This window comes from Bacillus sp. REN16 (assembly GCF_020731355.1).
Taxonomy (GTDB): domain Bacteria; phylum Bacillota; class Bacilli; order Bacillales; family Bacillaceae_L; genus Ferdinandcohnia.
Genome location: NZ_JAJFZK010000008.1, coordinates 157,926 through 181,212 on the forward strand (window position 1 = coordinate 157,926; position 23,287 = coordinate 181,212).

Below are 23,287 nucleotides of genomic sequence, written 5' to 3' on the forward strand. Positions count from 1 at the left end.
ACTCAGTGTACCATTGAAGTGAATATGATAAAATTATACAAAAATAATTTTATGTTTGTTGATGTCGGAGGGGATTTGATGAGTAAAACGGCAAATCGGGCTTATGCTGCTACTGCATGGATATCAAAATTCGCATACCTAAATCTGCTTTGGCTTGGCTTCTCATTAGTCGGTCTCGTTGTTTTGGGATTTTTTCCTGCGACAATTGCGATGTTTTCAGTGGTCCGCAAATGGTTGATGGGGGAGACTGATATTGCAGTTTTTAGTATGTTTTGGAGTACTTATAAAGCGGAGTTTTTGAGAAGCAACGGACTTGGGTTGATTATTGTAGTAGTTGGTAGCTTAATTGTACTCGACTTGGTTTTTATAAAGAATTCGGGCGGGAATTTTGTGAGTGCAATTCAAATCCCTATCTATTTGTTTGCTTTTGCAGCAGTATTGACGACAATGTACGTTTTTCCGGTGTTCGTCCATTATGAGTTAAAAGTAGTCCAAATTATAAAAAATTCGTTTTTGTTAATGACCATCAATCCTTTAGAGAACCTTGTGATGCTTATTAGCCTGGTAACAGTGTTCTTTGTTGTGAAGTACATTCCAGGTTTAGGCTTTTTCTTTGGTGGCAGTATATTAGCAACAATCATTATGGCCGCTTGCTTACGTGCTTTTCAAAAGATGGAAGAGAAGCGTAAAAGGTAGAATTGAAGGAATCAAAAAGACAGATAGGTAGATTCTTATATGAACCTTTCCTATCTGTCTTTTTTGTAAAGTTTTATCCTTTCACAGACCCGGCTGCCATACCTTCGACAATCTTATCGCTTAGGAATAGGAATGCGAGCAGAATTGGCACGATACTGATGACAAGTGTTGCACCGATTGCGCCCCAGTCTGTTAAATACTGGCCAACGAAGTTATTAATACCAACCGTTAATGTCTTCCACTTATCAGAACTGATGAATGTATTGACAAATACGAATTCGTTCCAGTTGTAGATCATATTGATTATCGCTGTCGTTGATAGGACAGGGACTGTCATTGGTAATGTAATCTGGAAGAAGATTCGATGGATTGAACATCCATCCATTATCGCAGCTTCTTCAATTTCCCGTGGGAATGTTTTATAAAAGCCGAGTAAAATCATAATGGTTAATGGTAAGTTAAAGGCTGTATAGGATAATACAATCGATAACGGATTATCAATTAAATTTACACTGTTGTACATTTTAAATAATGGAATGATTGTTGAATGTAACGGAATCATATAAGCGACTAAAAATAATCCAAGGACTAGGCCGCTTAGTTTCCAGTGCATCCGTGTTACTGCAAAAGTTACAAAACTAGCTAAAATGATTGTTAGAACAACTGAAAGAACCGTAATCCAAACACTGTTGAAGAAGTAGACTCCGATATTACCAGAGGTCCAAGCTTTCGTATAGTTTTCCCATTGCGGACTTTGCGGTAAAGCGAAGGGAGACATACCGAAAACTTCTTTGTTGGTTTTTAGTGAAAAGAACAATAACCAAATTAATGGATAGATTTGAATGATAGCAAATGCTCCTAAAAAGAGATAAAGAAATCCAAAGCCAATTTTGTTCAAGAAGGATTTCTTTGGTTTAGGTGCGGGTAGGTTTGGTATTGCTTGTTGTGTACGAACCTCACTCATTTTGATTCACTCCCCCTTAAAATTGAACATCATCCTTGGATTTCGTTAATTGTGATGTTAACCATGTCATTACAAGACAGATGACTAATAGTCCAAATCCAATTGCACTACCGTAACCAAAGTTGTTTAATTTGAATGCTTCCTTGTACATGTAAGAAGCCATCACTTCGCTTGCCCCGTTTGGTCCTCCGCCAGTCATTACATAGATTAAATCGAAATATTTTAATGATCCCACAACCGCAAGCATAATTGTCACTTTAAAAATGCCTGAGATCAGTGGCAGCTTAATTTTGTAAGCAATTTGGAATGGGCTCGCTCCATCGATTTTTGCGGCTTCTATGACTTCATCCGGAACATTTTTTAATGCTGCATAGTAAATTAAAATGTAAAATCCAGCGTATTGCCAAATGATTGGAATAAAAATCGCATAGAGCGCAATCTTTGGGTCTGCTAACCAAATCGGTGTATTTTCTACGCCAAAGAACTCAAGCAATGTGTTTGCCATACCGTTTGTTGGGTCAAAAATTTTCATCCAAAGCTGCGCAATGGCAACGGATGATAAAAGCATCGGAATTAAGTAAATTTTACGTAAAAGGTCAGAACCTTTGATTTTGCTAGCTAAAATAAGTGAAATGCCTAAGTAGAGAAGTAAGCTAGCAGTTGAAAAGATTGCTAATAGAAATGAATGCCATGTACTTGACCAGAATAATTTATCCTGAATTAAGGTAATGTAGTTGTCTAATCCAATAAATGTCATGGCACCAATTCCGTCCCAATCCATAAGACCGTAGTAACCTGACAACACAATAGGGATATAGATAAGGACTAGTATAAGAAGTAAAGCTGGGAGTGTATAAAGGGCGATAACGAATTTGTTCGACATCACATTTTTCATAATGGTTTTGCCCCTTCCTTTCTATAAAGAAGAGGACATATTTACAAGCAATATGCCCTCTCTTTTTTAGCTATAATTATTTTTTGGCAGCAAGCGCTTCTTCTTGTGTTTTTGCAAAATTTTCTGGAGTTGTTTGACCGCCAAATAATGCTTGAATTTGATTTAAGTGAACATCAGCCACGCCAGCAGACATTTGAACATCCGCATAAAGTGTTAAGTTAGTTGCATTTCCTAAATCGTTAAGAATGTCAATGTACATTTGGTCAAGGTCGCCATTTGATGTATCAACAACTGTTGCAGGGATAACACCAGCATCAACTACTGAACGCTTGCCCCATTCATCAACTAAGTAAGAAACAAATTCCTTCGCTTCATCTTTAACCTTTGATTGTTCAGATACGAATAGACCGACACCAGGGCCACCTACATAGCTGTCTATGTCACCTTTACCGCCTTCATAGGTAGGGAACTTGAAGTAACCAACTTTGTCTTTAAATTCTTGATCCACATCAGGGCTTGTTGTATAATTTGGTAATTCCCAAGTAGCCATTAAGTACATAGCCGCTTGTTCGTTCATGAAATATCCTTTTGCTTCATCATTTGATAGACCGTTAAATCCTTTAACAAATGCGCCCATATCTACAAGGTTTTCGATTTCTTCAGCAGCTTTTACTAATGCTGGGTCTTCAAAGCTTCCTGTTCTATTGATTGCATTGTTTAATGTTTCAGGACCACCGATTCTATCTGCAAGGTACATATACCACATAGAACCTGTCCAGCGGTCTTTGTTACCTAAAGTGATTGGAGTAACACCGTTATCCACAAGTGTTTCCACAACGTTTAAAAACTCATCATAAGTTTTTGGAGCTTCTAGATTATATTTTTCAAAGATTTCTTTATTGTAATAAACTGGCGTAATGTTTAATTCTAAAGGTAGAGCGTACGTCTTTTCTTCTACTGAGAAAGCATCCAGTGTACCAGCTACGAATTCGTCTTTTTTCACGATATCATCAAGTGGTGCGAACATATTTCCATCAACGAAAGGCTTCATATATCCAGCCGCCCACGTGATCCCAACGTCCGGCAGTTCATTTGAAGCTGATAGTACTTTAATCTTCTCTTTGTATTGCTCGTTACCTAGGATTTCAGTTTGGATTTCAACATCAGGGTGCTCTTCTTCATATGCCTTGATAATGTCATCGACAATCGTGAATTGAGCATTAGAACTTCCCTCAGGCCATAGATGCATCATTTTCACAACTGTTTTTTCACTATTTGATCCGGCATCTTTAGCCGTATCATCAGATGAGGAACATCCTCCTAAAATTAATCCGCCAACTAATGCCATAGAAATTACGGCAGCAAACGCTTTCTTTTTCATTAATCAAAACCCCCTTAATTTGTTTTCCTCTTTGCCTTACAAGTAAAGTCTAACACCGCAAGAATTATCAAAAAAGGGAACGATGATTGGGAAAAATACTACTATTTTCAGAAAGCCCTTTCATTGTTTGCTTTTCGGTATGCGGTTGGTGTCATATCCTCGTATTCTTTGAAGATTTTAATAAAATATTTAGTCGTTTTATAACCGACTTCTTCTGCAATTTCATTGATAGTAAGTTTAGTAGAGAGGAGTAATTCTTTTGAACGCTGAATTCGGCGTCTGGTGACGTATTCGCTAAAATTTAGCTTAACTTCTTCTTTAAATAACACACTAAAATAACTAGGGTTTAAATGGACATGGGATGCAACATCTTTTTGGGTAATTTCATCATTAATACGATGTTCGATATAGGTCATCGCCTCCCGAATGGTTGCTGAGGTCGAGTCAATTTTCGACGTTGCGTCGATGATTTTTTCATCCACTACTTTTTCAATCATTCCTACTCTAAATTGTTTTTCCAAAACCTGAACTGCTTCTTCAACTGCTTCAATTAATTTCTTTTTGCCAATTGGTTTTAAAAGATAGTTCACAACGCCTAGTCGAAGTGCTTCTTGAGCGTATTCAAATTCGGAGTATGCGGAAATGACGATCACAACAGGGGACATCCCTTTTTCTTTAATATTTTTTAAGAGTTGAAGTCCAGTCATCTCGGGCATTCGTATATCCGATAGTAAAATATGAATCTTCTGTCCTTCCGCGATTTGAAGGACTTCCTCACCGCTTTCGGCGGTGAGGATAGTGAATTCTCCATTATTCCAGCTTTCCAACGTTCTTTGCAAGCCTTGCCTTGTTCTTGGTTCATCATCAACAATCACGATATTTTTGGTAAACATGTTAATCTCCCCCATTAACTGGAATTTCAAATGAAATCCGTGTCCCTTTGTTTGGCTCACTTTCAATTAAAAGTTCTGAATGCAAAGTCTCGTTGTAATAGAGTTTTAAGCGTTTGTTTACATTGGAGATGGCAATGCCTTTTCCTCTAGTTGATGCGACCCCGCTTATTTTCATCGAATTGGCAATCTGGTTGATCCGATCTCGATCCATCCCCGGACCATCATCTTGGACAGATATCCGAAGTCTATCTGTTTTAATTTCCTCCACAGTAACGGTGACAAGACTATCTCCAACCTTATTACCGGTCCCATGCAGAATTGCATTTTCAACAAGTGGCTGAATAATGAGTTTTGGAATTCGTACATGTTCGAAATCTTTAGGAAGAAAAACCTCCCAATGTAGTCGGTCCCCAAACCGCATTTTCATAATTTCCATGTAGTCTCCGATATGTTTGATTTCATCCTTTATATAGACCCAATCATCGTCTGTTTCTTTCGTGATGGTGTAACGAAATAGATCAGACATGGCAATGACAACTTCTGAAAGCTCATCTTCATTTTTTTCTTCAAGTGACCAATGAAGTGCATCTAAGGTGTTGAAGAGAAAATGTGGATTAATTTGTGCCTGAAGTGCTTTTAATTCGCTTCGGCTTCTTAGAATCTCTTTTTGATAAACCATTCGGATTAAATGGTTTGTTTCCTTCACCAATTGGTTATACGTACTATTAAGTTCATTTATTTCATTGACTGAAGAAACATCCGGGTTTAAGGTTAGGGTGCCTTGGCCGGCATGCTGCATTGTCTTAGTTAGGTGGACAATAGGCCTTGTAATAACCGTTGATAGGAATAATGAAAAAATCATAAAAATAATCGCACCAGCTACACCAGATAAAATAATGCTTGTCCGAATTCCAGCAAGGCCCTTTGTTAGTTCACTCACAGGGGTTAGAATAAGGACAGTCCAACCTGTGAGATTGGAAGTTTCCTTTGTGACGATGTACTCACCTTCATCGAGATGAATTATACTTTCAGGATTTGAAATAATTTCGGAGATATCTCCATTGTAATTTTGAACAATTGGTTTTTCATTTTCATCCAAAAGAATGGAGTATTGATTCTCCGATTTGGCAAACTGAAAATGATCACGGTTAATGCTTATTAACAGGTAACCCCCATTTTCATATTTTCGTTCGATTAAACTAACCCCTCGGATAGCAAGGAAATTATTTTTGTCCAGTGGGTCATCTCCGATCCAGACTAATCCACCTTTTGTTTGCTTTGCTTTTTCAATCCACTTTTTATCGATCCGATTCTTTAATAAGCCTTCATCGAGTGGAATGACGCGCTGTTGCCCACTAGAAAAAATCTGAAATGAAAAGATCCCATCGGTGTTTCCCATAATTCGGTTCACGTGCCCCATTAATTTTTGGCGTTCCTGAAAGGAGATTTCTTCTCCGTCAACAGGTTTCGTTAAAATATCTTGAACACCTTCGTCCGTAATGACCAGTTTTGAGGACATATTAATTTGTTCATATAGGGATTCAATTCTACCATTTGCTTCAATCGCGACCTGGTGGATTTGCTTCTCTGCATTACTTTTCAAGAGAAAAGAAACATGTCTTAATGTTAAAAGCCCCACAATCAACAGAACGATAATCATTACGAATAAGAAGATAAATAGTATTTGATTACGCATTGTGTTCCATTTTTTCAATTGCTTGAGCATGGTGAGGTCGCCTTTCGTTGTTTATTTCAATTATAACTTGTACTATGTAACCGTTGCCTTTTTGCGGCTACTTACCATTTAATTGTATTAGTGATCTAGACCTAGTGCTATTTTATCATTTGTTGAAAAGTTTGAAAATGATTGTATATTCGTTAGACAAAGTAAATGACTATAATTCAATGAAAAATAAAAAATAAGTGCGAAATTTTTTGAAAGTGTTATAATTGAATAATTATTTTGAATTCTATCCTTCGAGGTGCACCATGACAACACGCATTGGTATTTATTTAGGTGGATTGGCCCTTACCGCACTTGGCATTGCCCTTATTATTAAATCATTCATCGGGGCAGGTCCATGGGATACGGTGGCGGTCGGGCTTACCAATCATTTAGGGCTGACGATTGGAACGTGGTCAATTTTAACTCAAATCACTTTTACAATGATTACTTGGATTCTCGAAAAAACAAGATTACGAATTGAATCAGTCATTCCAATTTTCATTCGAAGTGTTTTTGTCGATTTTTGGTTTTATATTGTCTTAGGGATTGTTGATTTTACATCGGCTTTGGAATTACAGATTGTTAGTTTCGTTGGAGGGCTTGTTTTCGCGGGCATCGGAATCGGCATTTATATGGAGGCGAACTTGCCAAAGACGCCAATTGACGGAATGATGGTGGCAATCAGCAATCGGTTCAGCTTGAGCTTTCAAATTGTGAGAATGGGCATTGAAGTGACAGGTGCCGTCCTAGGGTTTATAGTAGGGGGGCCAGTGGGGATTGGCACGTTAGTAATCGCATTGCTATTAGGTAAAATCATTCAGGTCGTAAATAATAGAATGAAGAGAATCATGAACGAGTCGAACACAACTGTTTCTATTTAAAAGTTACAAACAAGCTACAATTTGATAAAATAAACGAGAATCTAAATATGGGGTAATGTTATGAATCCGTTAACAAACTATATCGAATTTAATCGAGAAAAATGGGCAGCACTACGCAACAAGACTCCTTTATTGCTATCAGCGGAAGAGCTTGAGAGTATTAGAGGAATAAACGATGAAATTTCACTTCAAGAAGTAGAAGAAATTTATTTGCCACTGACTCGTTTAATCAATTTAAAAGTGGAAGCTTCACAACAGCTAGAAGGGGTAACTAATTCATTCTTGGATTATAAAGCTAAAAAAGTTCCTTATATTATTGGGATAGCGGGAAGTGTTGCAGTAGGCAAGAGCACTGCTGCAAGAGTACTTCAAACCCTATTATCACGCTGGGATAATCATAAAAAAGTGGGATTAGTAACAACTGACGGTTTTTTATATCCGAATGCAACGTTAGCAAGAAAGGGACTAATGAGTCGAAAAGGGTTTCCCGAAAGCTATGATACACAAAAATTAATTCAATTTATGATGAAAGTGAAATCCGGCAAATCGAAAGTGGAAGCGCCGCTTTACTCCCATTTAACCTATGATGTGCTGAACGATAAAGTCGAGGTTATTGATCAACCAGATATTTTAATTGTGGAAGGGATAAATGTCCTGCAAGTCAGTAAAGCACATTCTGTGTTTGTTAGCGATTTCTTTGACTTCTCGATTTATATTGATGCAGATGTACGGAATATCAAAAAATGGTATATTGAACGATTTTTGACGCTGCAAAAAACAGCTTTTCAAAATCCAATGTCATACTTTCATCGCTACACGAGTTTGTCAGAAGAAGAGGCTATTCAAAAAGCAACCGATATCTGGGAAGAAATCAACGCAAAAAATTTACGGGAAAACATCCTGCCAACACGCCGGCGTGCGAAAGTCGTATTAAAAAAGGGCCAAGATCACTTAATGGAGAAAGTCTTTCTGAAGAAATTTTAATATGTACCATACCGCCGCAATTTAGATAAGCGGCGTTTTTTATTAATGGCTGATAATTTGGAGATACAGCTGATACTTAAAATATATGGCTAATAAATTTTAAATACGGCTAATAAAAACTATTTATAGCTGATAACAAAAATCTAACACAATTTTCATAGCTCTTTGTCCCTTTGTAACGTTTTGGGGAAAAATAGAGTCTAATGTTATACAGAAAAAAGATCGAGGAGGTAGCCAATGAAACAAAAGGGATTACTGATAGGTATAATTGGTATAATTTCCGTTGTCTTGGTGATTAGTTTTCTATATTTTAATAATAATCGAAGTGAGAAAAATGACCAGGCTGCACCTAGTTACGAGTCACTTCAGCCAGATGCAGATGAAGAAATAGTGGATGATCAAGAGGAACCACCTAAAGAAGAAACAGATATCCTTACGCTGGTGAAGGAAGTTTATTCACTAGCGGAAAAAGGGAAAGTTCCCCAAACATCTTTTATAGCTGGACAGACAAAGTTAGAGGAAATCCAGGAACTTTGGGGAGAGCCACAAACAATTGACAATACTTCGATCGGAGATTTCATGGTGTATCCGGACCATGATGTGACAATTGGGATCAAGGATCAACTCGCTTTTGATATTCGATCCAATGCTTCAAGCTTAACCGGCATACACTTAGATGATATAAAAAATACACTGGGTGAACCGGATGAGGTTAGATATTATCAGGATAAAAATGTAAACCAAACTATCTTAATATATCAAGTCAATTCAACTTTTCAGTTGAAATGGATTTTACCGAAACCGACAGAGCAAGAGCCTAATCCGACAGTTCATCATATTAATGTCGTGACGGGAATTCAAAAATCAGTTGACGAGGATGAATCCTTAAGTTTAGATAAAAAAATTGGTCAAATGATTTTTGCCGGTATTTCCGGAACAAAGATGAATTCGAATATGAACAATTTAATTACGAAATATCATGTCGGTGGTATCATTTTTAATGGTGATAATTTAGTTAGTCCGAAACAAACAGTGACCTATTTGAATAAAATCAAGCAAGCCAATCAAGGTAATATCCCATTGTTTTTTGGAGTTGACCAGGAGGGTGGCCGAATTTCGAAGCTGCCAGGAGGACTTATTGATTTTCCAACCAATTTAGAAATTGGAAGTAGAAATGATCCATCGCTTTCTTTTGAAATTGGCACAGTCCTTGGAAAAGAGCTGCATGCATTTGGTTTTAATGTGAATTTTGCACCAGTACTTGACGTAAATAGTAATCCGGATAACCCGGTCATTGGGAACCGTTCTTTTAGCAGCAATCCAGAGATTGTGAGTAGGCTTGGAATTCAAACAATGAAAGGACTGCAATCACAATCAATCGTGTCTGCGGTAAAACATTTTCCAGGACATGGGGATACGCAAGTGGATTCTCATCTTGAGCTGCCAAAGGTAAATAAAACGCGTGCGGAGCTTGAAAATCTCGAACTCATTCCGTTTCGACAGGCGGTCAAAGAAGGTGTAGATATGGTGATGATTGGCCATATTTTAGTTCCGGCCCTTGATAAAACCTTTCCGTCATCGATGTCAAAACCAATTATTACGGATATTCTTCGCAAGCAACTGGGTTTTAATGGTGTGGTTATTACCGATGACTTTTTCATGAAAGCAATCACCAATGATTATGAGATTGGTGAGGCGGCAATTCAATCGATAAAAGCAGGCAGTGACATTGTCATGGTGGCACATGATTATAACAAAGTGATTGAAGTCCATACTGCAATTAAAAATGCAGTCACAAACGGAGAGATTTCCGAGAAAAGAATCGACGAAAGTATAGAAAGAATCCTTCAATTAAAAGAAAAATATAAATTGAACGATTCTCCGGTACAGCCGGTAAATGTTGATGTTTTGAATCAAGAAATTGAACAAGTGCTTTCAAGATAGTGTGGCAGGGTTAGTTCTAGTCGAGAATAGAGCTAACTCTATTTTTTTGACCGAAAATGTAATGGAGAAAGCACTGCACTTGATTGAGTGCAGTTTTTATTGTACATAAAACAACCAATTGGAAACTTTTTGAAACCAATTGTTGTGTGATTCGTAGTAGTAAGAAAGGAATAAACGAGGAGGGGAAGATACAAATGGAGCCAGATGAGATTCGTAAAATGCGTGTGAACCAGATTCTATTGACCAATGGGGCAATGTTTACAGTTCTTATCCTATATTTTATTGTAATAAATGTATTTAAGATTAGGTTTCCATACTTTTTCTTTATATTAGCGGTTTTCCTATTTTTTCAAGCAATTTACAGTTATGTTAAAAGAGATTCTACAAAATCATTCATTCCTATTCTTGAAAAAGTAGCAATCTATGAAAAACAAAAAATGGGTGACGAATGGTCAAAAACCCGAAAAGCAAGCAGCGGTTCGAGTATTGTACTATGTGCTGTCATGTTTCTTCAATTTTATCTGAGTCTTGGTTATGGTGATACCAATATCCAAATCGAGCCTATCATCATGCTTATCATGACCTTGATGATTATTGTTGTAACTAACATTGGAATGCTTGTTCATATTAGAAAAGTCGACCGTTCAACCTCAGTATCGGATATGAAGGGCTATACATGGAAATCAAACCTAATAGGAGCTGTTGGTGGACTCATATTCGGTTTGGCGATATTTATGCTGACCATTTATTTTGTAATTTCGAATGTTTAATGGGACATAGGGACAGGTACACTGTACCAGAAACGGGGTATAAGAATTGGATACTAGAATACAGGAATTAGTTGATTTAACAAGAGAAAAGTTTGGACTATGGGACTATTACTTGAAATCACACAGCTTCAATCGGAATGTAACTATTTTTAATGAAACGAATTATTCACTTTCAATGGAATGGTTACCTAACGATGTCAAGGAACCTGTGGACGAAGATGAGAATCCAGATGGAACTGCAGCAATTGACATAGATATTCAAACCCGCAGGTTTCAAAGTGCAATTTTCGTAATGGGTCAGACGTTTGCAAAAAATGGGGTAACCTTTGCAGATAAAAATGACATCATACAATGGATTGAGCAGGAAACCGGATTAATGTATGAACAACAATTTCAGCTTCGTAAGGAAGAAGACGGAGAGTTGCAATTTAGTGAATGTATTGATGGTATACGTGTTTCACCATCTGGATATATTGAGGTGAAATTTGACCAAGACGGCAGGCTCACTTCATTTTCAGTCCATGGGCACTTTCCTACAAAAGAAATGGTCAAAGTGGAACCATACAAACTGGACTTTAAAAAAATTGAGGACATAGCGAAGGAACAATTGAAATTACTCGAATTTCCATTATTTGACCAAGAACGTTTAGTAGCCGCATATGCAGTGGAGGAGATTTATGTTCGGAATGATCAAACATCCACGATCCCTTTTGAAACCAATGTAGATGTAAGGGGATATTTGAAACTGGATCAAGCTCTGTATTGGGATGAGCCGCTTGAGCACAAGTTTGAGCGAAAAGAATTTAATTGGCATAAGGAGGTTACGGTAGAACAAGCATTTTCCGGTGAAGCCTCTCCTGATTTACAACCAATCACAGAGGTCGAACAAGAAAAATGTATTGGGGTTGTTCGGGATTTTCTTCGTCAAGAATATCCAAACGATTCCGGAATCTGGATCTTAAAATCTCTTCATCGTGAAAATGGATATATTCATGCCATACTTAGAACGAATCGGCAGGATCAGCGAGTATTTCAGCGGAAAATGAATGTCATAATTGATTCAAAGACCCTTCAAGCTGTGAATTATATGGACAATCAGATGATGTGGGAGATGTTTGATAAATTTGAAGCACCTGGGAAAGTAGTAATCCGCAAAGAAGAAGCCTATGAAATACTTAAAGAGAAGTATGAGCTGATCCCTTATTATGTGTATGATTTTGACCAAAATCAGTATGTGCTATGCGGAAAAATAGATTGCCAGTTTGCAGTGAATGCATCAACGGGGAAAGTAGTAACGTTGGATGAGTTATAGAGATTTTTAATGGTAAGGCACCTATAACATTTGGGTGTCTTTTTTCTTTTTATGGTCAATAAATAAAATTTATAGCTGATATCCTAAGTTTATAGCCAATAATTTAAAAATATGGCTAATAATAAAAGTTTATGGCTATTAGCATAAATTACCCCAAATCCATTTGTAATCCCCAGTTCATCTTCTGTTCACATACCAATTATAAACTAATGGTATCAAGAGGGGGCGTACTGTCCCACCATGATTGGAGGAATAAAGATGAAAATGGCATTGAAAGAAATGAAGAAGAATAGGGTACGATTTTTGATTTTGGGTTCGATTGTGTTTCTTGTGAGTTTCTTAACGTTTATTATATCGGGCTTAGCAAACGGATTGTCGCAGGATAATGCAGCGTTAATTAAGAACCTGCCGGACGGTCAGTTTTACATGGCGAAAGATGCAGAACAAACGTATAATCTTTCAAAAATTGATCCAGAAACTCAGAGCGAAATGTTAACCAAGCATCAAGATGCTGTTGCTTTTTCGATTCAAATGGGGTTTCTAAATGAGCAAAATGGAAAACAAAGAAGTGTCGCATTTGTCACTTCAACCGATTCACCCCTATTCGAAACGGTGAATCCAGGAGAAATCATCCTTGATCAATCAATGAAGGATGCCGGGATAAAAATTGGTGACATCTTAACAAACAGTCAACATAATGGTGAATTCAAAGTGAAGGGCTTCGTCGAACAAAGTAAATACAGCCACGCGCCTGTTGCCTATATCAATCCTGAAGACTATCAAGAAATCTATCGTATAAGTGAAATGCAATTGATTTTTATACCGGGCGCAGACACACCGCAAAATGTTGAAAACTTACAGGCATTTTCACAAAAAGAGTTCCTAAATACTATTTCAAGCTATAAAGCAGAGCAAATGTCATTGAATATGATTATTTGGTTTTTAGTTGTCATTAGCGGGATGCTGTTTGCAATCTTTTTCTACATGATGAACATTCAAAAAATGGGACTGTATGGCATTCTTAAAGCCATTGGTGTAAAGACAAGTTCCTTATTTAAGATGATGTGGACTCAAATGGCCTTCATCACAGTCATTGCCCTGGGTCTATCAGTCTTATTAAGTCAAACCTTTAATATCCTTGCTCCAACTAGCATGCCGTTTCATTTAACATCGGAAACGACAGTCCAATTGTCCATGATATTTTTACTCATTGGCTTTGCTGGGGCAACACTTTCAGGAATCCAAATTAAAAAAGTTGAACCATTACAAGCGATCCAACAAGGAGAGATGTAAGATGACCATTTTTACAATTGATGATGTTCGAAAAACCTTTACAAATGGTGAAGTGAAAGAAGAAATTTTGAAAGGGGTCAACCTATCTATTAAAGAGGGTGAAGTCACCGCACTAGTTGGGGCGTCTGGTTCTGGTAAAAGTACACTCCTAACGATAGCAGCGGGCCTTCAACCTGCATCTGATGGAAAGATCGTATTTGCTGGTAAAAATCTTACAAAAATGGGCTCTGAACAGATTCGAAAAATGCGGGCAACGAAATTCGGATTTGTGTTTCAATTTGCTCATCTTGTCCCATTTCTTACTGTGGAGGAACAACTAGCACTTATGCTTGAAGTATCTGAAACGAAATTATCGAAACATGAGCAAAAAGAGGAAATAGATGCCATACTAAAAGTAGTGGAAATGGACCATCGGAGAAAAACGTATCCGTCCTCCTTATCGGGTGGAGAGAAGCAACGGGTGGCAATCGCCCGTGCTATTATTCATAAACCAAAGGTTCTTTTTGCAGATGAGCCGACTGCAAGCCTAGACTCAAAACGATCAACTGATGTAATAAAGCTCATTAGAAACATTACGAAAACCTTGAACATCACAACATTAATGGTAACGCATGACGAGGAAATGCTCCCATTTGCAGATCGGATTATAAAAATGAGCGATGGAAAGATCATACCAAATGCGGTTTAATTTGTGCTGGGACAGAGGGACAGATTCATTGTCCCATATTGGGGGTACTAAAATTGGCAACGATTTTACTTGTAGATGATGATCCGAATATTTTACAGCTTGTCCGTATTCATTTGACGGAACAGGGCTACCTTGTTCTTGAAGCAAAAGACGGAATGGCGGCCTTGGACATATTAAAAAAGGAACCGTGTGATTTAGCGGTTGTGGATGTGATGATGCCATACATGGACGGCTTTGCGCTAACGAGGGAGATACGTGCATTGTACAATATTCCGGTTGTACTTTTGACCGCGAAAGGCGAAATTGAGGACAAGGAGCAAGGGTTTCAAGCAGGTACCGATGATTATCTCGTTAAACCATTCGAACCAATGGAACTTACCTTTCGAATTAAGGCGCTGCTAAGACGATACGATTATCAAACAGATGAAGGAATCCTCCATATTGGCGAAACCACAATTAATAAAAAGAGCTACGAGGTCCAACTTGGTAGCCGGACAATCCTTTTACCCTTAAAGGAATTTGAGCTTCTGTATTATCTTGTTTCCAATCCAAGGCAGGTATTTTCGAGAGACCACTTAATTGAACAAATTTGGGGATTGGATTTCCAAGGGGACGAGCGAACCGTCGATGTACACATCAAAAGGTTAAGGGAACGGTTTTCAAAACTTACGGATGACTTTCAAATCAAAACAGTGCGTGGGATTGGCTACATGCTGGAGGCACATCGACCATGAAAACACTTTATGTCAAATTCATTGTCATCACGATGGGCATGATGTTCATAAGTTTTATCCTAGCCTTTATCATTTCGAATTCGTACTATCAACACAAACTGAAGCCGATTAATGATCAGAAAAACACACAAGTTGCACTGAACATTGCAGAATTTGCTGAAGCACATCCCGAGATTTCTTTAGGAGAGTATATGGAAAGCATTGCGGCTACCGGCTATCAGTTTTATCTGATTGACGAAGACGGAAACGGAATGTTCTTTGGAGAGACATTTCGGGACAAAAATCTTCCTGCTGCAATTGAACAAAAGGTACTTGAAGGGAAAGTTTTTCACGGTATTCTTCAGTTCCCGCAGGAAACCTTTGTGACCGGCTTTTTTGCGAATGAATTAAAAAATACAATTGGGGTTCCTTTGAACCATAATGGCAGCCGTTTTGCCCTTTTTATGAGGCCGAATATTAAGTTTCTCTTTAATGAGATGCATGTATTGTTCGGCTGGATTGGGGGATTAACGATTTTCATTAGCGTGGTAATGGTTTTGATCAATACAAGATATTTGGTGAAGCCGATTTCCGATTTAACGAAGGCAACGAAATCCTTGGAGTCCGGTGATTTTAATGTGGATGTGGATACGAATCGTCATGATGAGCTAGGTGTGCTTTCAAAAAGCTTTTTGCAAATGGCCCGGAAACTGGAGCAGACAGATGATATCAGGAAGGAATTTATCTCAAATATTTCTCATGATATCCAATCGCCGCTTTCCAATATAAAAGGATACACAAGCTTACTTGAGAAGGAATCGAATACATCAGAGGAAAAGAAGCAATATGTTTCGATTATTAATGGTGAAATTAAGAGGCTTTCAAGCTTAACGAAACAACTGTTATTGCTTGCTTCACTTGATCGAAATGAAGAAATCTTAAAGAAAAGAACATTTAATCTTGGCCAGCAAATGAAAGATTTAATCCGAAATTATCAATGGTTGATTGGTGAAAAGGGAATTATGCTAGGGTTTACTTTACCAGATATTGAGATTGTCGGTGACCCTACATTACTAAATACAGTGTGGGATAATCTTTTATCAAATGCAATTAAATACAATAAGCCTGATGGCAATATTGAAATTTCAGTAGAAGAAAAGGGAGAATCGGTCTTTATCAAATTCGAGGATTCTGGAATCGGGATGAAAAATTCAGAGGTGGAAAGGATTTTTGATCGTTTTTATAGAGCGGATAAATCACGTACGCGCTCAATTGAAGGAACGGGACTTGGTTTATCAATCGTTAAAATGATTGTTGACCTGCATGATGGGTGCATTTCCGTTTCGAGCAAAGAAAATGAAGGAACAACTATTAACGTAGAATTGCCAGTAAAATAGATTGTAATCTTCTATTCATCCTCCGTTCACATTTCTTTGATATTGTTAAGAAAAATGAATGGAGGAAATGAAATGAATAAAAATAGTTTACTCTTATTAAGATTTGCAAGTCTATTTGGTCTAATCGGGGCGATACTTGGGGCCCATATGGCGGGTTCAGGTTCATATGCGTTTCGACCAGTGCATGCGCATATTTTAGTCGTAGGATTTTTGAGTTTGTTTGCATGGGCTGTTTTTTATAAAGTGTTTCAGGTCGAGCAAACAATCCTAACAAGAATCCACGTTTGGACGGCAATCATTGGCTCAACCGGATTAACAGTGGGAATGTGGTTATACATGGTAAAACCATTTCCGCTCCCAGAAGGCGTAACCCTCATCGTTTACATTGGCGGTGGTGTAGCGTTACTTGTGAGCTTCATTACGTTCTTCCTCATCACTTTGTTCACAAAAAAGTAATGGGACGAGGGATCTATCCCTCTGACCCTATTTCTTATTATTAATGATTTTTGGGCGATCTTCCATTTGTGGCGGTTCCTCAAACCATTGATGTTTGATCATGAGTTTAACGCCGTCTTCACCGTAAAAGTAGATATCCTTCACAATAGCTGCGGTTTTCATGGTAATGTCGTTGCGCAACATAAAAAAAGTGCCGAAGCTGCCTCCCACCATACTGAATCCATTCAATAAATATGTACAATACATCATCAATTTATCAGAAAAGGGAACAACCGTTGAAGCTGTGACCGTACTGCCAGAGGTTGCAGAAAACTGAACATCGCTCTCTAAAAGAATTTCTTCAAAAATTCTTATTTGTTTCTTTGAAAGTTCTTTTCCTTTTATAAAATATTGTTTAACTTCTTTGTTTTTTGCACATTGGGCAAATCCCGTCATTAATTGCATCCCAATATTATTTGTTTCAACACTGTGGTGAAGAAATCCTAATTCGATATGATTTAAGGCTCTTTTATCATTGAAAAGGTTAAATCCTTTCATATAATCTTTACTTTTTACGAACTCCGTTGATTTGGGCAGTGTTGCTTTTGGTGGCAGAGTAAGTACGCCTTTTTTTAATAAATAAAGGGTCGCTAATTTATAAACCTTATGAGTGACGACGGTTAGCCCTTCATAAATCGTCATGACGTCTATTCGGTAAGCCATATTCATATTGATTGTATACATGCCCATACTTACCTCTTTTAAAATTCGGAGGAACATAATATCAAATCCGTTGTCAAAAAGGCTAGGAGCATCTAAATTAACATCCTCTTTTTTAAACCCATTCGGCACTACAATTCCTTCACTCTCATACACTTTTTCAATTAATTTTACGTAATAGTCCAATTCCTGCCACAGCATGCCCATGATATTCTTTGCTTCCTGATCATTTGATTTCTCAAGAAAGTACTCTAATACTCGAAGGATCAGTGTTTTTTCCTGATAGGTAAGCCAAAGCGTCCCAATTTCAGCTGCACTTAATGGATTATCGTGTTTGAACATTAAGGTTCTACTCCTTGCACTTCTTTTACTTGAAGTATGTTTCTTCTAAGTGAAAAATATGCAAAAGAATTTGGACAAATGGAGTGACAGATGAAAAGTTACATTCCCAAGCTGACCTGCATAGGATAATTTATCAATATGTGGAGGGATCATGAAAAAATGTATTATATACCTTATATGTATCCATATCATTACCATCAATATTATCATCACCAACATCATCCGTACTATATGAATGTACCTATGCATCACTGGGATTATTATCAAACACCTATCTATCGAGAAAAACATGAGTTAAAAGATCATGGGAAAAAGCCTTATGTAGTTAACATTAATGAAGCAACAAAGCAAAACAATACGTATCGCACTGCGATTTGGACAGGTGACCACCTGCAAGTAACCTTAATGAGTCTCCATGTAGGTGAAGATATTGGGCTCGAAATGCACCCACATGTAGACCAATTCTTACGTCTTGAGCAAGGGCATGGAATTGTTCAAATGGGAAATAGAAAAGACCATTTGGATTTTGTGCGTGAGGTTAATGACGACTCCGCCATTTTTATCCCGGCTGGTACCTGGCACAATCTAACCAATACAGGAAACATCCCATTAAAGCTGTATTCCATCTACGCACCACCAAACCATCCATTTGGAACTGTCCATAAAACGAAAAAGGCCGCAATGGAAGCCGAACACGAGCATCACTAAACAAATCCATAATCACTGGACCAAAATAGGGCAAAGCCATAAGGCTTTGCCCTATTTTCGTTGGGGCGCTATCACGACGATACCTGTTAAGAAATTTAGAGAATAACCAGTTATGGCTGCTCATAGTATGTAGTATGAGGGAGGAGGCAGTGATTTGAGCGATGAGCGTAAGGTGAATAGAAATCGTAAAGATGAACAGTTGGATCAATTCAGGGTAGATGATCGAGGGAAAAAGCTTACAACAAATCAAGGGCTTAAGGTATCGAATGATGAATTTTCTTTAAAAGCGGGGGTACGTGGCCCTACGATAATGGAGGATTTTCATTTTCGTGAAAAAATGACGCATTTTGATCATGAACGAATTCCAGAGCGGGTTGTTCATGCTCGTGGTTTTGCGGCATTTGGTGATTTCCAGGTGTATGACAATAGCATGAAGAAGTATACAAGAGCAAAATTCTTACAGAATCCAACTGTAAAGACACCTGTTTTTGTTCGGTTTTCAACAGTCGTAGGTTCACGCGGATCCGCAGATACAGTTCGTGATGTGAGGGGGTTTGCAACCAAGTTTTATACAGAAGAAGGAAACTATGATTTGGTGAGTAACAATATCCCAATCTTTTTTATCCAGGATGCGATTAAATTTCCGGACATGGTCCACGCAATCAAACCAGAGCCAAATAACGAGATTCCCCAAGCATCCTCTGCCCATGACACATTTTGGGATTTTGTCGCAAATAACCAAGAAACTGCCCATATGATCATGTGGCTGATGTCAGACCGGGCGATACCAAGAAGCTTCCGGATGATGGATGGTTTCGGGGTTCACACTTTCCGTCTGGTCAATGAGGAAGGCAAATCACACTTTGTTAAGTTCCATTGGAGATCAACGCTTGGCGCACATTCCCTTGTGTGGGATGAAGCACAAAAAATTGCCGGAAAGGATCCTGACTTCCACCGCCGAGACTTATGGGAAAACATTGAGAAAGGGAATTTTCCAGAATTTGAATTAGGTGTCCAAATTCTTGCTCAAGAAGATGAGTTTAAATTTGATTTTGATATTTTAGATGCCACAAAAATATGGCCTGAGGAAGATATTCCAGTAAAAATCATTGGAAAGATGACATTAAATCGGAATGTGGACAATGCATTTACTGAAATAGAACAAGTTGCTTTTCATCCGGGACACGTGGTGCCGGGGATCGATTTTACGAATGACCCATTATTGCAAGGGCGTTTGTTTTCATACACAGATACCCAATTAATCCGTCTTGGTGGACCAAACTTTCACGAAATCCCAATTAATCGGCCAGTATGTCCATTCCATAATAATCAGCGTGATGGCTATCACCGGCAAACAATTAATGTCGGCAATGTGAGCTATAACAAGAATTCATTAGCGGGGAATACACCAGCACCAGCAAGTGTTGAAGAAGGTGGGTTTGCACATTATCAAGAAAAGGTTGAAGGACGAAAAGTCCAAGCAAGAAGTGAAAGCTTTAAGGACTTTTTCACACAAGCAACTCTTTTCTGGAATAGCATGAGTCAACCTGAAAAAGAGCATATCCAGGCTGCTTTTCAATTTGAGTTGGGTAAAGTTCAGAGTAAATCCGTTCAACAGCAAGTGGTAGACATGTTTGCGAATGTTAATCTTGGATTGGCGACCGATATAGCGAATTATCTAGGTGTGAACCCGCCAAAAGGTGGTGGATCAAACATAAAAAAATCCTCTCCTGCACTTAGTCAGCTCAACACAAAATTCAGCCCAAAAACTAGAAAAGTTGCAGTCATTCTGACAGATGGTTTTAATGGACCAGATGTAAAAAATATACTTAAAGACTTGAAAGCGAATGGAATACAACCTGAAATCATTAGTGAAAAGTTAGGATCAATTAAGGGCACGGATGGTACCGAGCTTAAGGTGGACCACACCTTTTTAACATCTGAATCGGTATTATTTGATGGAGTACTGATGGTGAGAGGAAGTAGAAAAAGCAAGAAGTTTAATAAGGATGCAGCACACTTTATCTATGAAGCCTACACACATTATAAGCCAATTGGAGCAATCGGAGAAGGGAAAAAGTGGCTCGAGGTTAATCACATTGAAAGCGCTCCGGGTGTGATTTTTTCTGACGATAAGGGGCAATTTGAAAAGGAATTTACTAATGCAGTAAAACAGCATCGGTTCTGGCAGCGTGAAATAGATTAGTAGTTGGCTCATTATTCAATATCGGTATACCAACTTCTTAAAATCAACTAGTTGGTATACCGCAAAAGAGCCTAGCGGTATATCAACCGCACCAAATCTACTAGTTGATATACCGCAAAAGGGCCTAGCGGTATATTAACCGCACCAAATCTACTAGTTGATATACCGCAAAAGAGCATAGAGGTATATCAACCGCACCAAATCTACTAGGTGATATACCGCAAAAGAGCCTAGAGGTATATCAACCGCACCAAATCAACTAGTTGATATACCGAGAAAGAGTATACCGATTACCGTCCCACTTTTTATTCATGATTGTGAAACGTCTCACTATACAACATAAAATCCTCAATTTTATCCCTGTTCGGTTCAAAGCCAATACCTGGCCCCTTTGGAACCTCAATATATCCATCCGTCATCGTAACCTCTGGGGTAATAATATCTTCTTTCCAATAATGAGCGGAGGGGGCAGTATCTCCAGGTAACGTGAAGTTTGCCAGACTCGTGATAGCGATATTATGTGCTCGGCCAACACCTGCTTCAAGCATGCCACCACACCACATTGGGATATTGTTCCTTTCACACAGCTCATGAATCTTTAACGATTCAGTAATACCACCAACTCGACCGATTTTTAGATTGATGATTTTGCCACTCCCGATCTCGATTGCTTTCCGAACATCTTCTGCTGTGTGAATGCACTCATCCAAGCAAATTGATGTATTCAACTCTTTTTGCAATCTCGCATGATCAATCAAATCATCATAGGCAAAAGGCTGCTCGACCATCATGAGATTGAACTCATCCAATTGTTTAAGGTATGGAATATCATCAATGGTGTACGCACAATTTGCATCCGCCATCAGCGGAATATCAGAAAATTCTCTGCGAATCGCTTTTAAAATAGTCATATCCCAACCTGGCATAATTTTAACCTTAATGCGTTTGTAGCCATTCGTTACAAAGCCCTCAATTTTTTGAAGTAATTCTTTTTCAGTCTTTTGAATCCCAACACTTACCCCAACTTCAATTTTCTCTTTTACACCGCCAATAGCTTTAGCCAATGAAATACCTTTTTCCTTCGCATACAGGTCCCAAATTGCTCCATCTAAAGCGGCCTTTGCATTATAGTTTCCGCGTAAATCCTTGAAGGCTTTCGATACATCATCAGGGTGCCCGATTTCTGTTTTCATAAGCTTTGGAATTAAAATATCCTTTAACATATGCCAATTCGTTTTAACCGTTTCCTCGTGATAAATAGGGATGGCATCAGAGACGGTTTCCGCCCAACCTGAGATACCGCTTTTCGATTTTACCTCCACCAAAATAAAGTCTTTATCTGTTAGTGTTCCAACACTTGTTTTAAAAGGGGTGAGCAATTGCATTCTCATATATCGCAAAACAATACTTTTAACTTCCATACCTGAATCACCTCGTTAATATTATTTTTCTAAAAGGTACATGTACTGCCCCTCAAGTTCAGGATCTTTTATTAAATCAGTGACAACCCAGCCGTGATTCAAATAATGAGTAAACACTTGCTTCGTTTTTTCCCTCCACATTAACGCAACACGAAAGTTCTTACTCTTTATTTCTTGAAAATTACTAGGTACCGGAACCAACAATGTCTTGCTGGATGCTTCCAAATTAATTTCACCAGGTGATAAACACTCATCTTCAATTTCCGTACTAATTAAGACCATTGCATTATTAAAATTAATGTTTCTATTATCATGTCCTCTTCCGTTAACAGCCCATTCTACGACGAATCGATCCGTGGCAAGACCGTCATTCATACCATCTGTCATATCACCATAGGCATTTTCGATATAAGAGGTACACACGGCCCCTAATTTATGCAGGTTCAAATTGCCGTTTACTGTTTCAAGTGGGTCATACGTCCAAGTAATTAAATCATAACCCATTTCAGCGGCCAATTTCCTTTGTTCATGTTTTAAATTTTCACCGATTCCTAGCTTTCGAAAGTCAGGATGAATCCCAAGGCTATGAGAAACAAGGTAAGGCTTTTTCCCATCAAATCCAGGAAAACTATATTGGAAGCCAATTAGCTCGTCCTTGTAAAAAGCACCTAAAATAAATCCGCCGTTTTTTATAGTGGCAGCTGTATGACTGATAGGAACCGTGTCCTCTGGACTCCAAACCATTGATTCTAGTTTGTGGACTTGCTCCAATTCTTTAATAGATTTTACATTCCTAATCGTCATTGAAGATAAAATTTCTAGTTGCATTGTTTCCCTCCTACTTTTCCGTCTAAAAAACGTATACCTTCATTATAAAATGATCATCAAGGATAAATAAAGGAAGGACAAGGGGACAGG

Annotated in this window: 21 protein-coding genes; 13 read left to right on the forward strand and 8 right to left on the reverse strand. The window is 38.2% G+C overall.

Annotation, left to right across the window (positions count from 1 at the left end; all coding sequences use genetic code 11):
* Positions 1–78: 78 nt before the first annotated feature.
* A complete protein-coding gene (locus LKW28_RS13130) occupies positions 79–696 on the forward strand; it encodes a YesL family protein (RefSeq protein WP_229140821.1) in 618 nt (205 codons plus the stop codon).
* A gap of 73 nt (positions 697–769) precedes the next feature.
* Here LKW28_RS13130 and LKW28_RS13135 read toward each other — a convergent pair whose 3' ends face one another.
* From LKW28_RS13135 to LKW28_RS13155, 5 genes are all read right to left on the reverse strand, one after another.
* Positions 770–1,660, reverse strand: coding sequence for a carbohydrate ABC transporter permease (locus LKW28_RS13135; RefSeq protein ID WP_229140822.1), 891 nt, complete (start codon positions 1,658–1,660; stop codon positions 770–772).
* Positions 1,661–1,676: 16 nt separating this feature from the next.
* Positions 1,677–2,555 (reverse strand): carbohydrate ABC transporter permease, encoded by an 879-nt coding sequence (locus LKW28_RS13140; protein ID WP_229140823.1) that lies wholly within the window; start codon positions 2,553–2,555, stop codon positions 1,677–1,679.
* Between the two features lie 76 nt (positions 2,556–2,631).
* On the reverse strand, positions 2,632–3,936 hold the full coding sequence (locus tag LKW28_RS13145; RefSeq protein ID WP_229140824.1) for an extracellular solute-binding protein: 1,305 nt from the start codon (positions 3,934–3,936) through the stop codon (positions 2,632–2,634).
* A gap of 107 nt (positions 3,937–4,043) precedes the next feature.
* The gene (locus LKW28_RS13150; protein ID WP_229140825.1) at positions 4,044–4,829 is read right to left on the reverse strand and encodes a response regulator transcription factor; all 786 of its coding nucleotides are present in this window, start codon (positions 4,827–4,829) and stop codon (positions 4,044–4,046) included.
* Position 4,830: 1 nt separating this feature from the next.
* Positions 4,831–6,555 (reverse strand): sensor histidine kinase, encoded by a 1,725-nt coding sequence (locus LKW28_RS13155; RefSeq protein ID WP_229140826.1) that lies wholly within the window; start codon positions 6,553–6,555, stop codon positions 4,831–4,833.
* 263 nt (positions 6,556–6,818) lie between these two features.
* Between LKW28_RS13155 and LKW28_RS13160 the strand changes: the two genes are divergently transcribed.
* The 10 genes from LKW28_RS13160 to LKW28_RS13205 all read left to right on the forward strand — a co-directional run bounded on the left by LKW28_RS13160 (position 6,819) and on the right by LKW28_RS13205 (position 16,993).
* Positions 6,819–7,436: a YczE/YyaS/YitT family protein gene (locus LKW28_RS13160; protein ID WP_229140827.1), complete on the forward strand. Its 618-nt coding sequence runs from the start codon at positions 6,819–6,821 to the stop codon at positions 7,434–7,436.
* A 60-nt stretch (positions 7,437–7,496) separates the two neighbouring features.
* On the forward strand, positions 7,497–8,420 hold the full coding sequence (gene coaA, locus LKW28_RS13165) for a type I pantothenate kinase (protein ID WP_229140828.1): 924 nt from the start codon (positions 7,497–7,499) through the stop codon (positions 8,418–8,420).
* Positions 8,421–8,657: 237 nt separating this feature from the next.
* Positions 8,658–10,364, forward strand: coding sequence for a beta-N-acetylhexosaminidase (gene nagZ / locus LKW28_RS13170; protein ID WP_229140829.1), 1,707 nt, complete (start codon positions 8,658–8,660; stop codon positions 10,362–10,364).
* A 194-nt stretch (positions 10,365–10,558) separates the two neighbouring features.
* Positions 10,559–11,134, forward strand: a complete 576-nt coding sequence (locus tag LKW28_RS13175; protein ID WP_229140830.1) for a hypothetical protein — start codon at positions 10,559–10,561, stop codon at positions 11,132–11,134.
* A gap of 46 nt (positions 11,135–11,180) precedes the next feature.
* Entirely contained in the window at positions 11,181–12,446 is a 1,266-nt protein-coding gene (locus tag LKW28_RS13180; RefSeq protein WP_229140831.1) for a hypothetical protein, read from the forward strand.
* Positions 12,447–12,704: 258 nt separating this feature from the next.
* Complete coding sequence (locus tag LKW28_RS13185; RefSeq protein ID WP_229140832.1) at positions 12,705–13,739, forward strand: ABC transporter permease; 1,035 nt, start codon at positions 12,705–12,707, stop codon at positions 13,737–13,739.
* Between the two features lies 1 nt (position 13,740).
* On the forward strand, positions 13,741–14,427 hold the full coding sequence (locus LKW28_RS13190) for an ABC transporter ATP-binding protein (protein WP_229140833.1): 687 nt from the start codon (positions 13,741–13,743) through the stop codon (positions 14,425–14,427).
* 53 nt (positions 14,428–14,480) lie between these two features.
* Positions 14,481–15,161, forward strand: coding sequence for a response regulator transcription factor (locus tag LKW28_RS13195; protein ID WP_229140834.1), 681 nt, complete (start codon positions 14,481–14,483; stop codon positions 15,159–15,161).
* Entirely contained in the window at positions 15,158–16,537 is a 1,380-nt protein-coding gene (locus LKW28_RS13200; RefSeq protein WP_229140835.1) for a sensor histidine kinase, read from the forward strand. Before LKW28_RS13195 ends, LKW28_RS13200 begins: the two co-directional genes overlap by 4 nt.
* A gap of 72 nt (positions 16,538–16,609) precedes the next feature.
* A complete protein-coding gene (locus LKW28_RS13205; RefSeq protein ID WP_229140836.1) occupies positions 16,610–16,993 on the forward strand; it encodes a hypothetical protein in 384 nt (127 codons plus the stop codon).
* Between the two features lie 27 nt (positions 16,994–17,020).
* Here LKW28_RS13205 and LKW28_RS13210 read toward each other — a convergent pair whose 3' ends face one another.
* Entirely contained in the window at positions 17,021–18,034 is a 1,014-nt protein-coding gene (locus LKW28_RS13210; protein WP_229140837.1) for a DUF3231 family protein, read from the reverse strand.
* 159 nt (positions 18,035–18,193) lie between these two features.
* Here LKW28_RS13210 and LKW28_RS13215 point away from each other — a divergent pair, with 159 nt between their 5' ends.
* On the forward strand, positions 18,194–18,742 hold the full coding sequence (locus LKW28_RS13215) for a cupin domain-containing protein (RefSeq protein ID WP_229140838.1): 549 nt from the start codon (positions 18,194–18,196) through the stop codon (positions 18,740–18,742).
* Between the two features lie 154 nt (positions 18,743–18,896).
* The gene (locus LKW28_RS13220; RefSeq protein WP_229140839.1) at positions 18,897–20,948 is read left to right on the forward strand and encodes a catalase; all 2,052 of its coding nucleotides are present in this window, start codon (positions 18,897–18,899) and stop codon (positions 20,946–20,948) included.
* A gap of 305 nt (positions 20,949–21,253) precedes the next feature.
* Here LKW28_RS13220 and menC read toward each other — a convergent pair whose 3' ends face one another.
* Complete coding sequence (menC, locus tag LKW28_RS13225; RefSeq protein ID WP_229140840.1) at positions 21,254–22,369, reverse strand: o-succinylbenzoate synthase; 1,116 nt, start codon at positions 22,367–22,369, stop codon at positions 21,254–21,256.
* Between the two features lie 21 nt (positions 22,370–22,390).
* Entirely contained in the window at positions 22,391–23,197 is an 807-nt protein-coding gene (locus LKW28_RS13230; protein WP_229140841.1) for a GNAT family N-acetyltransferase, read from the reverse strand.
* Between the last annotated feature and the right edge of the window lie 90 nt (positions 23,198–23,287).

Excerpts from the sequence above, each read along its gene's own strand:
- LKW28_RS13200 (WP_229140835.1), top strand. The coding sequence starts at position 15,158 with ATGAAAACACTTTATGTCAAATTCATTGTCATCACGATGGGCATGATG.
- LKW28_RS13140 (WP_229140823.1), bottom strand. The coding sequence starts at position 2,555 with ATGAAAAATGTGATGTCGAACAAATTCGTTATCGCCCTTTATACACTC.
- LKW28_RS13190 (WP_229140833.1), top strand. The coding sequence starts at position 13,741 with ATGACCATTTTTACAATTGATGATGTTCGAAAAACCTTTACAAATGGT.
- menC (WP_229140840.1), bottom strand. The coding sequence starts at position 22,369 with ATGGAAGTTAAAAGTATTGTTTTGCGATATATGAGAATGCAATTGCTC.
- LKW28_RS13185 (WP_229140832.1), top strand. The coding sequence starts at position 12,705 with ATGAAAATGGCATTGAAAGAAATGAAGAAGAATAGGGTACGATTTTTG.
- LKW28_RS13135 (WP_229140822.1), bottom strand. The coding sequence starts at position 1,660 with ATGAGTGAGGTTCGTACACAACAAGCAATACCAAACCTACCCGCACCT.
- LKW28_RS13160 (WP_229140827.1), top strand. The coding sequence starts at position 6,819 with ATGACAACACGCATTGGTATTTATTTAGGTGGATTGGCCCTTACCGCA.
- LKW28_RS13145 (WP_229140824.1), bottom strand. The coding sequence starts at position 3,936 with ATGAAAAAGAAAGCGTTTGCTGCCGTAATTTCTATGGCATTAGTTGGC.
- LKW28_RS13230 (WP_229140841.1), bottom strand. The coding sequence starts at position 23,197 with ATGCAACTAGAAATTTTATCTTCAATGACGATTAGGAATGTAAAATCT.
- nagZ (WP_229140829.1), top strand. The coding sequence starts at position 8,658 with ATGAAACAAAAGGGATTACTGATAGGTATAATTGGTATAATTTCCGTT.
- LKW28_RS13175 (WP_229140830.1), top strand. The coding sequence starts at position 10,559 with ATGGAGCCAGATGAGATTCGTAAAATGCGTGTGAACCAGATTCTATTG.
- LKW28_RS13150 (WP_229140825.1), bottom strand. The coding sequence starts at position 4,829 with ATGTTTACCAAAAATATCGTGATTGTTGATGATGAACCAAGAACAAGG.
- LKW28_RS13130 (WP_229140821.1), top strand. The coding sequence starts at position 79 with ATGAGTAAAACGGCAAATCGGGCTTATGCTGCTACTGCATGGATATCA.
- LKW28_RS13210 (WP_229140837.1), bottom strand. The coding sequence starts at position 18,034 with ATGTTCAAACACGATAATCCATTAAGTGCAGCTGAAATTGGGACGCTT.
- coaA (WP_229140828.1), top strand. The coding sequence starts at position 7,497 with ATGAATCCGTTAACAAACTATATCGAATTTAATCGAGAAAAATGGGCA.
- LKW28_RS13215 (WP_229140838.1), top strand. The coding sequence starts at position 18,194 with ATGTATTATATACCTTATATGTATCCATATCATTACCATCAATATTAT.
- LKW28_RS13205 (WP_229140836.1), top strand. The coding sequence starts at position 16,610 with ATGAATAAAAATAGTTTACTCTTATTAAGATTTGCAAGTCTATTTGGT.
- LKW28_RS13155 (WP_229140826.1), bottom strand. The coding sequence starts at position 6,555 with ATGCTCAAGCAATTGAAAAAATGGAACACAATGCGTAATCAAATACTA.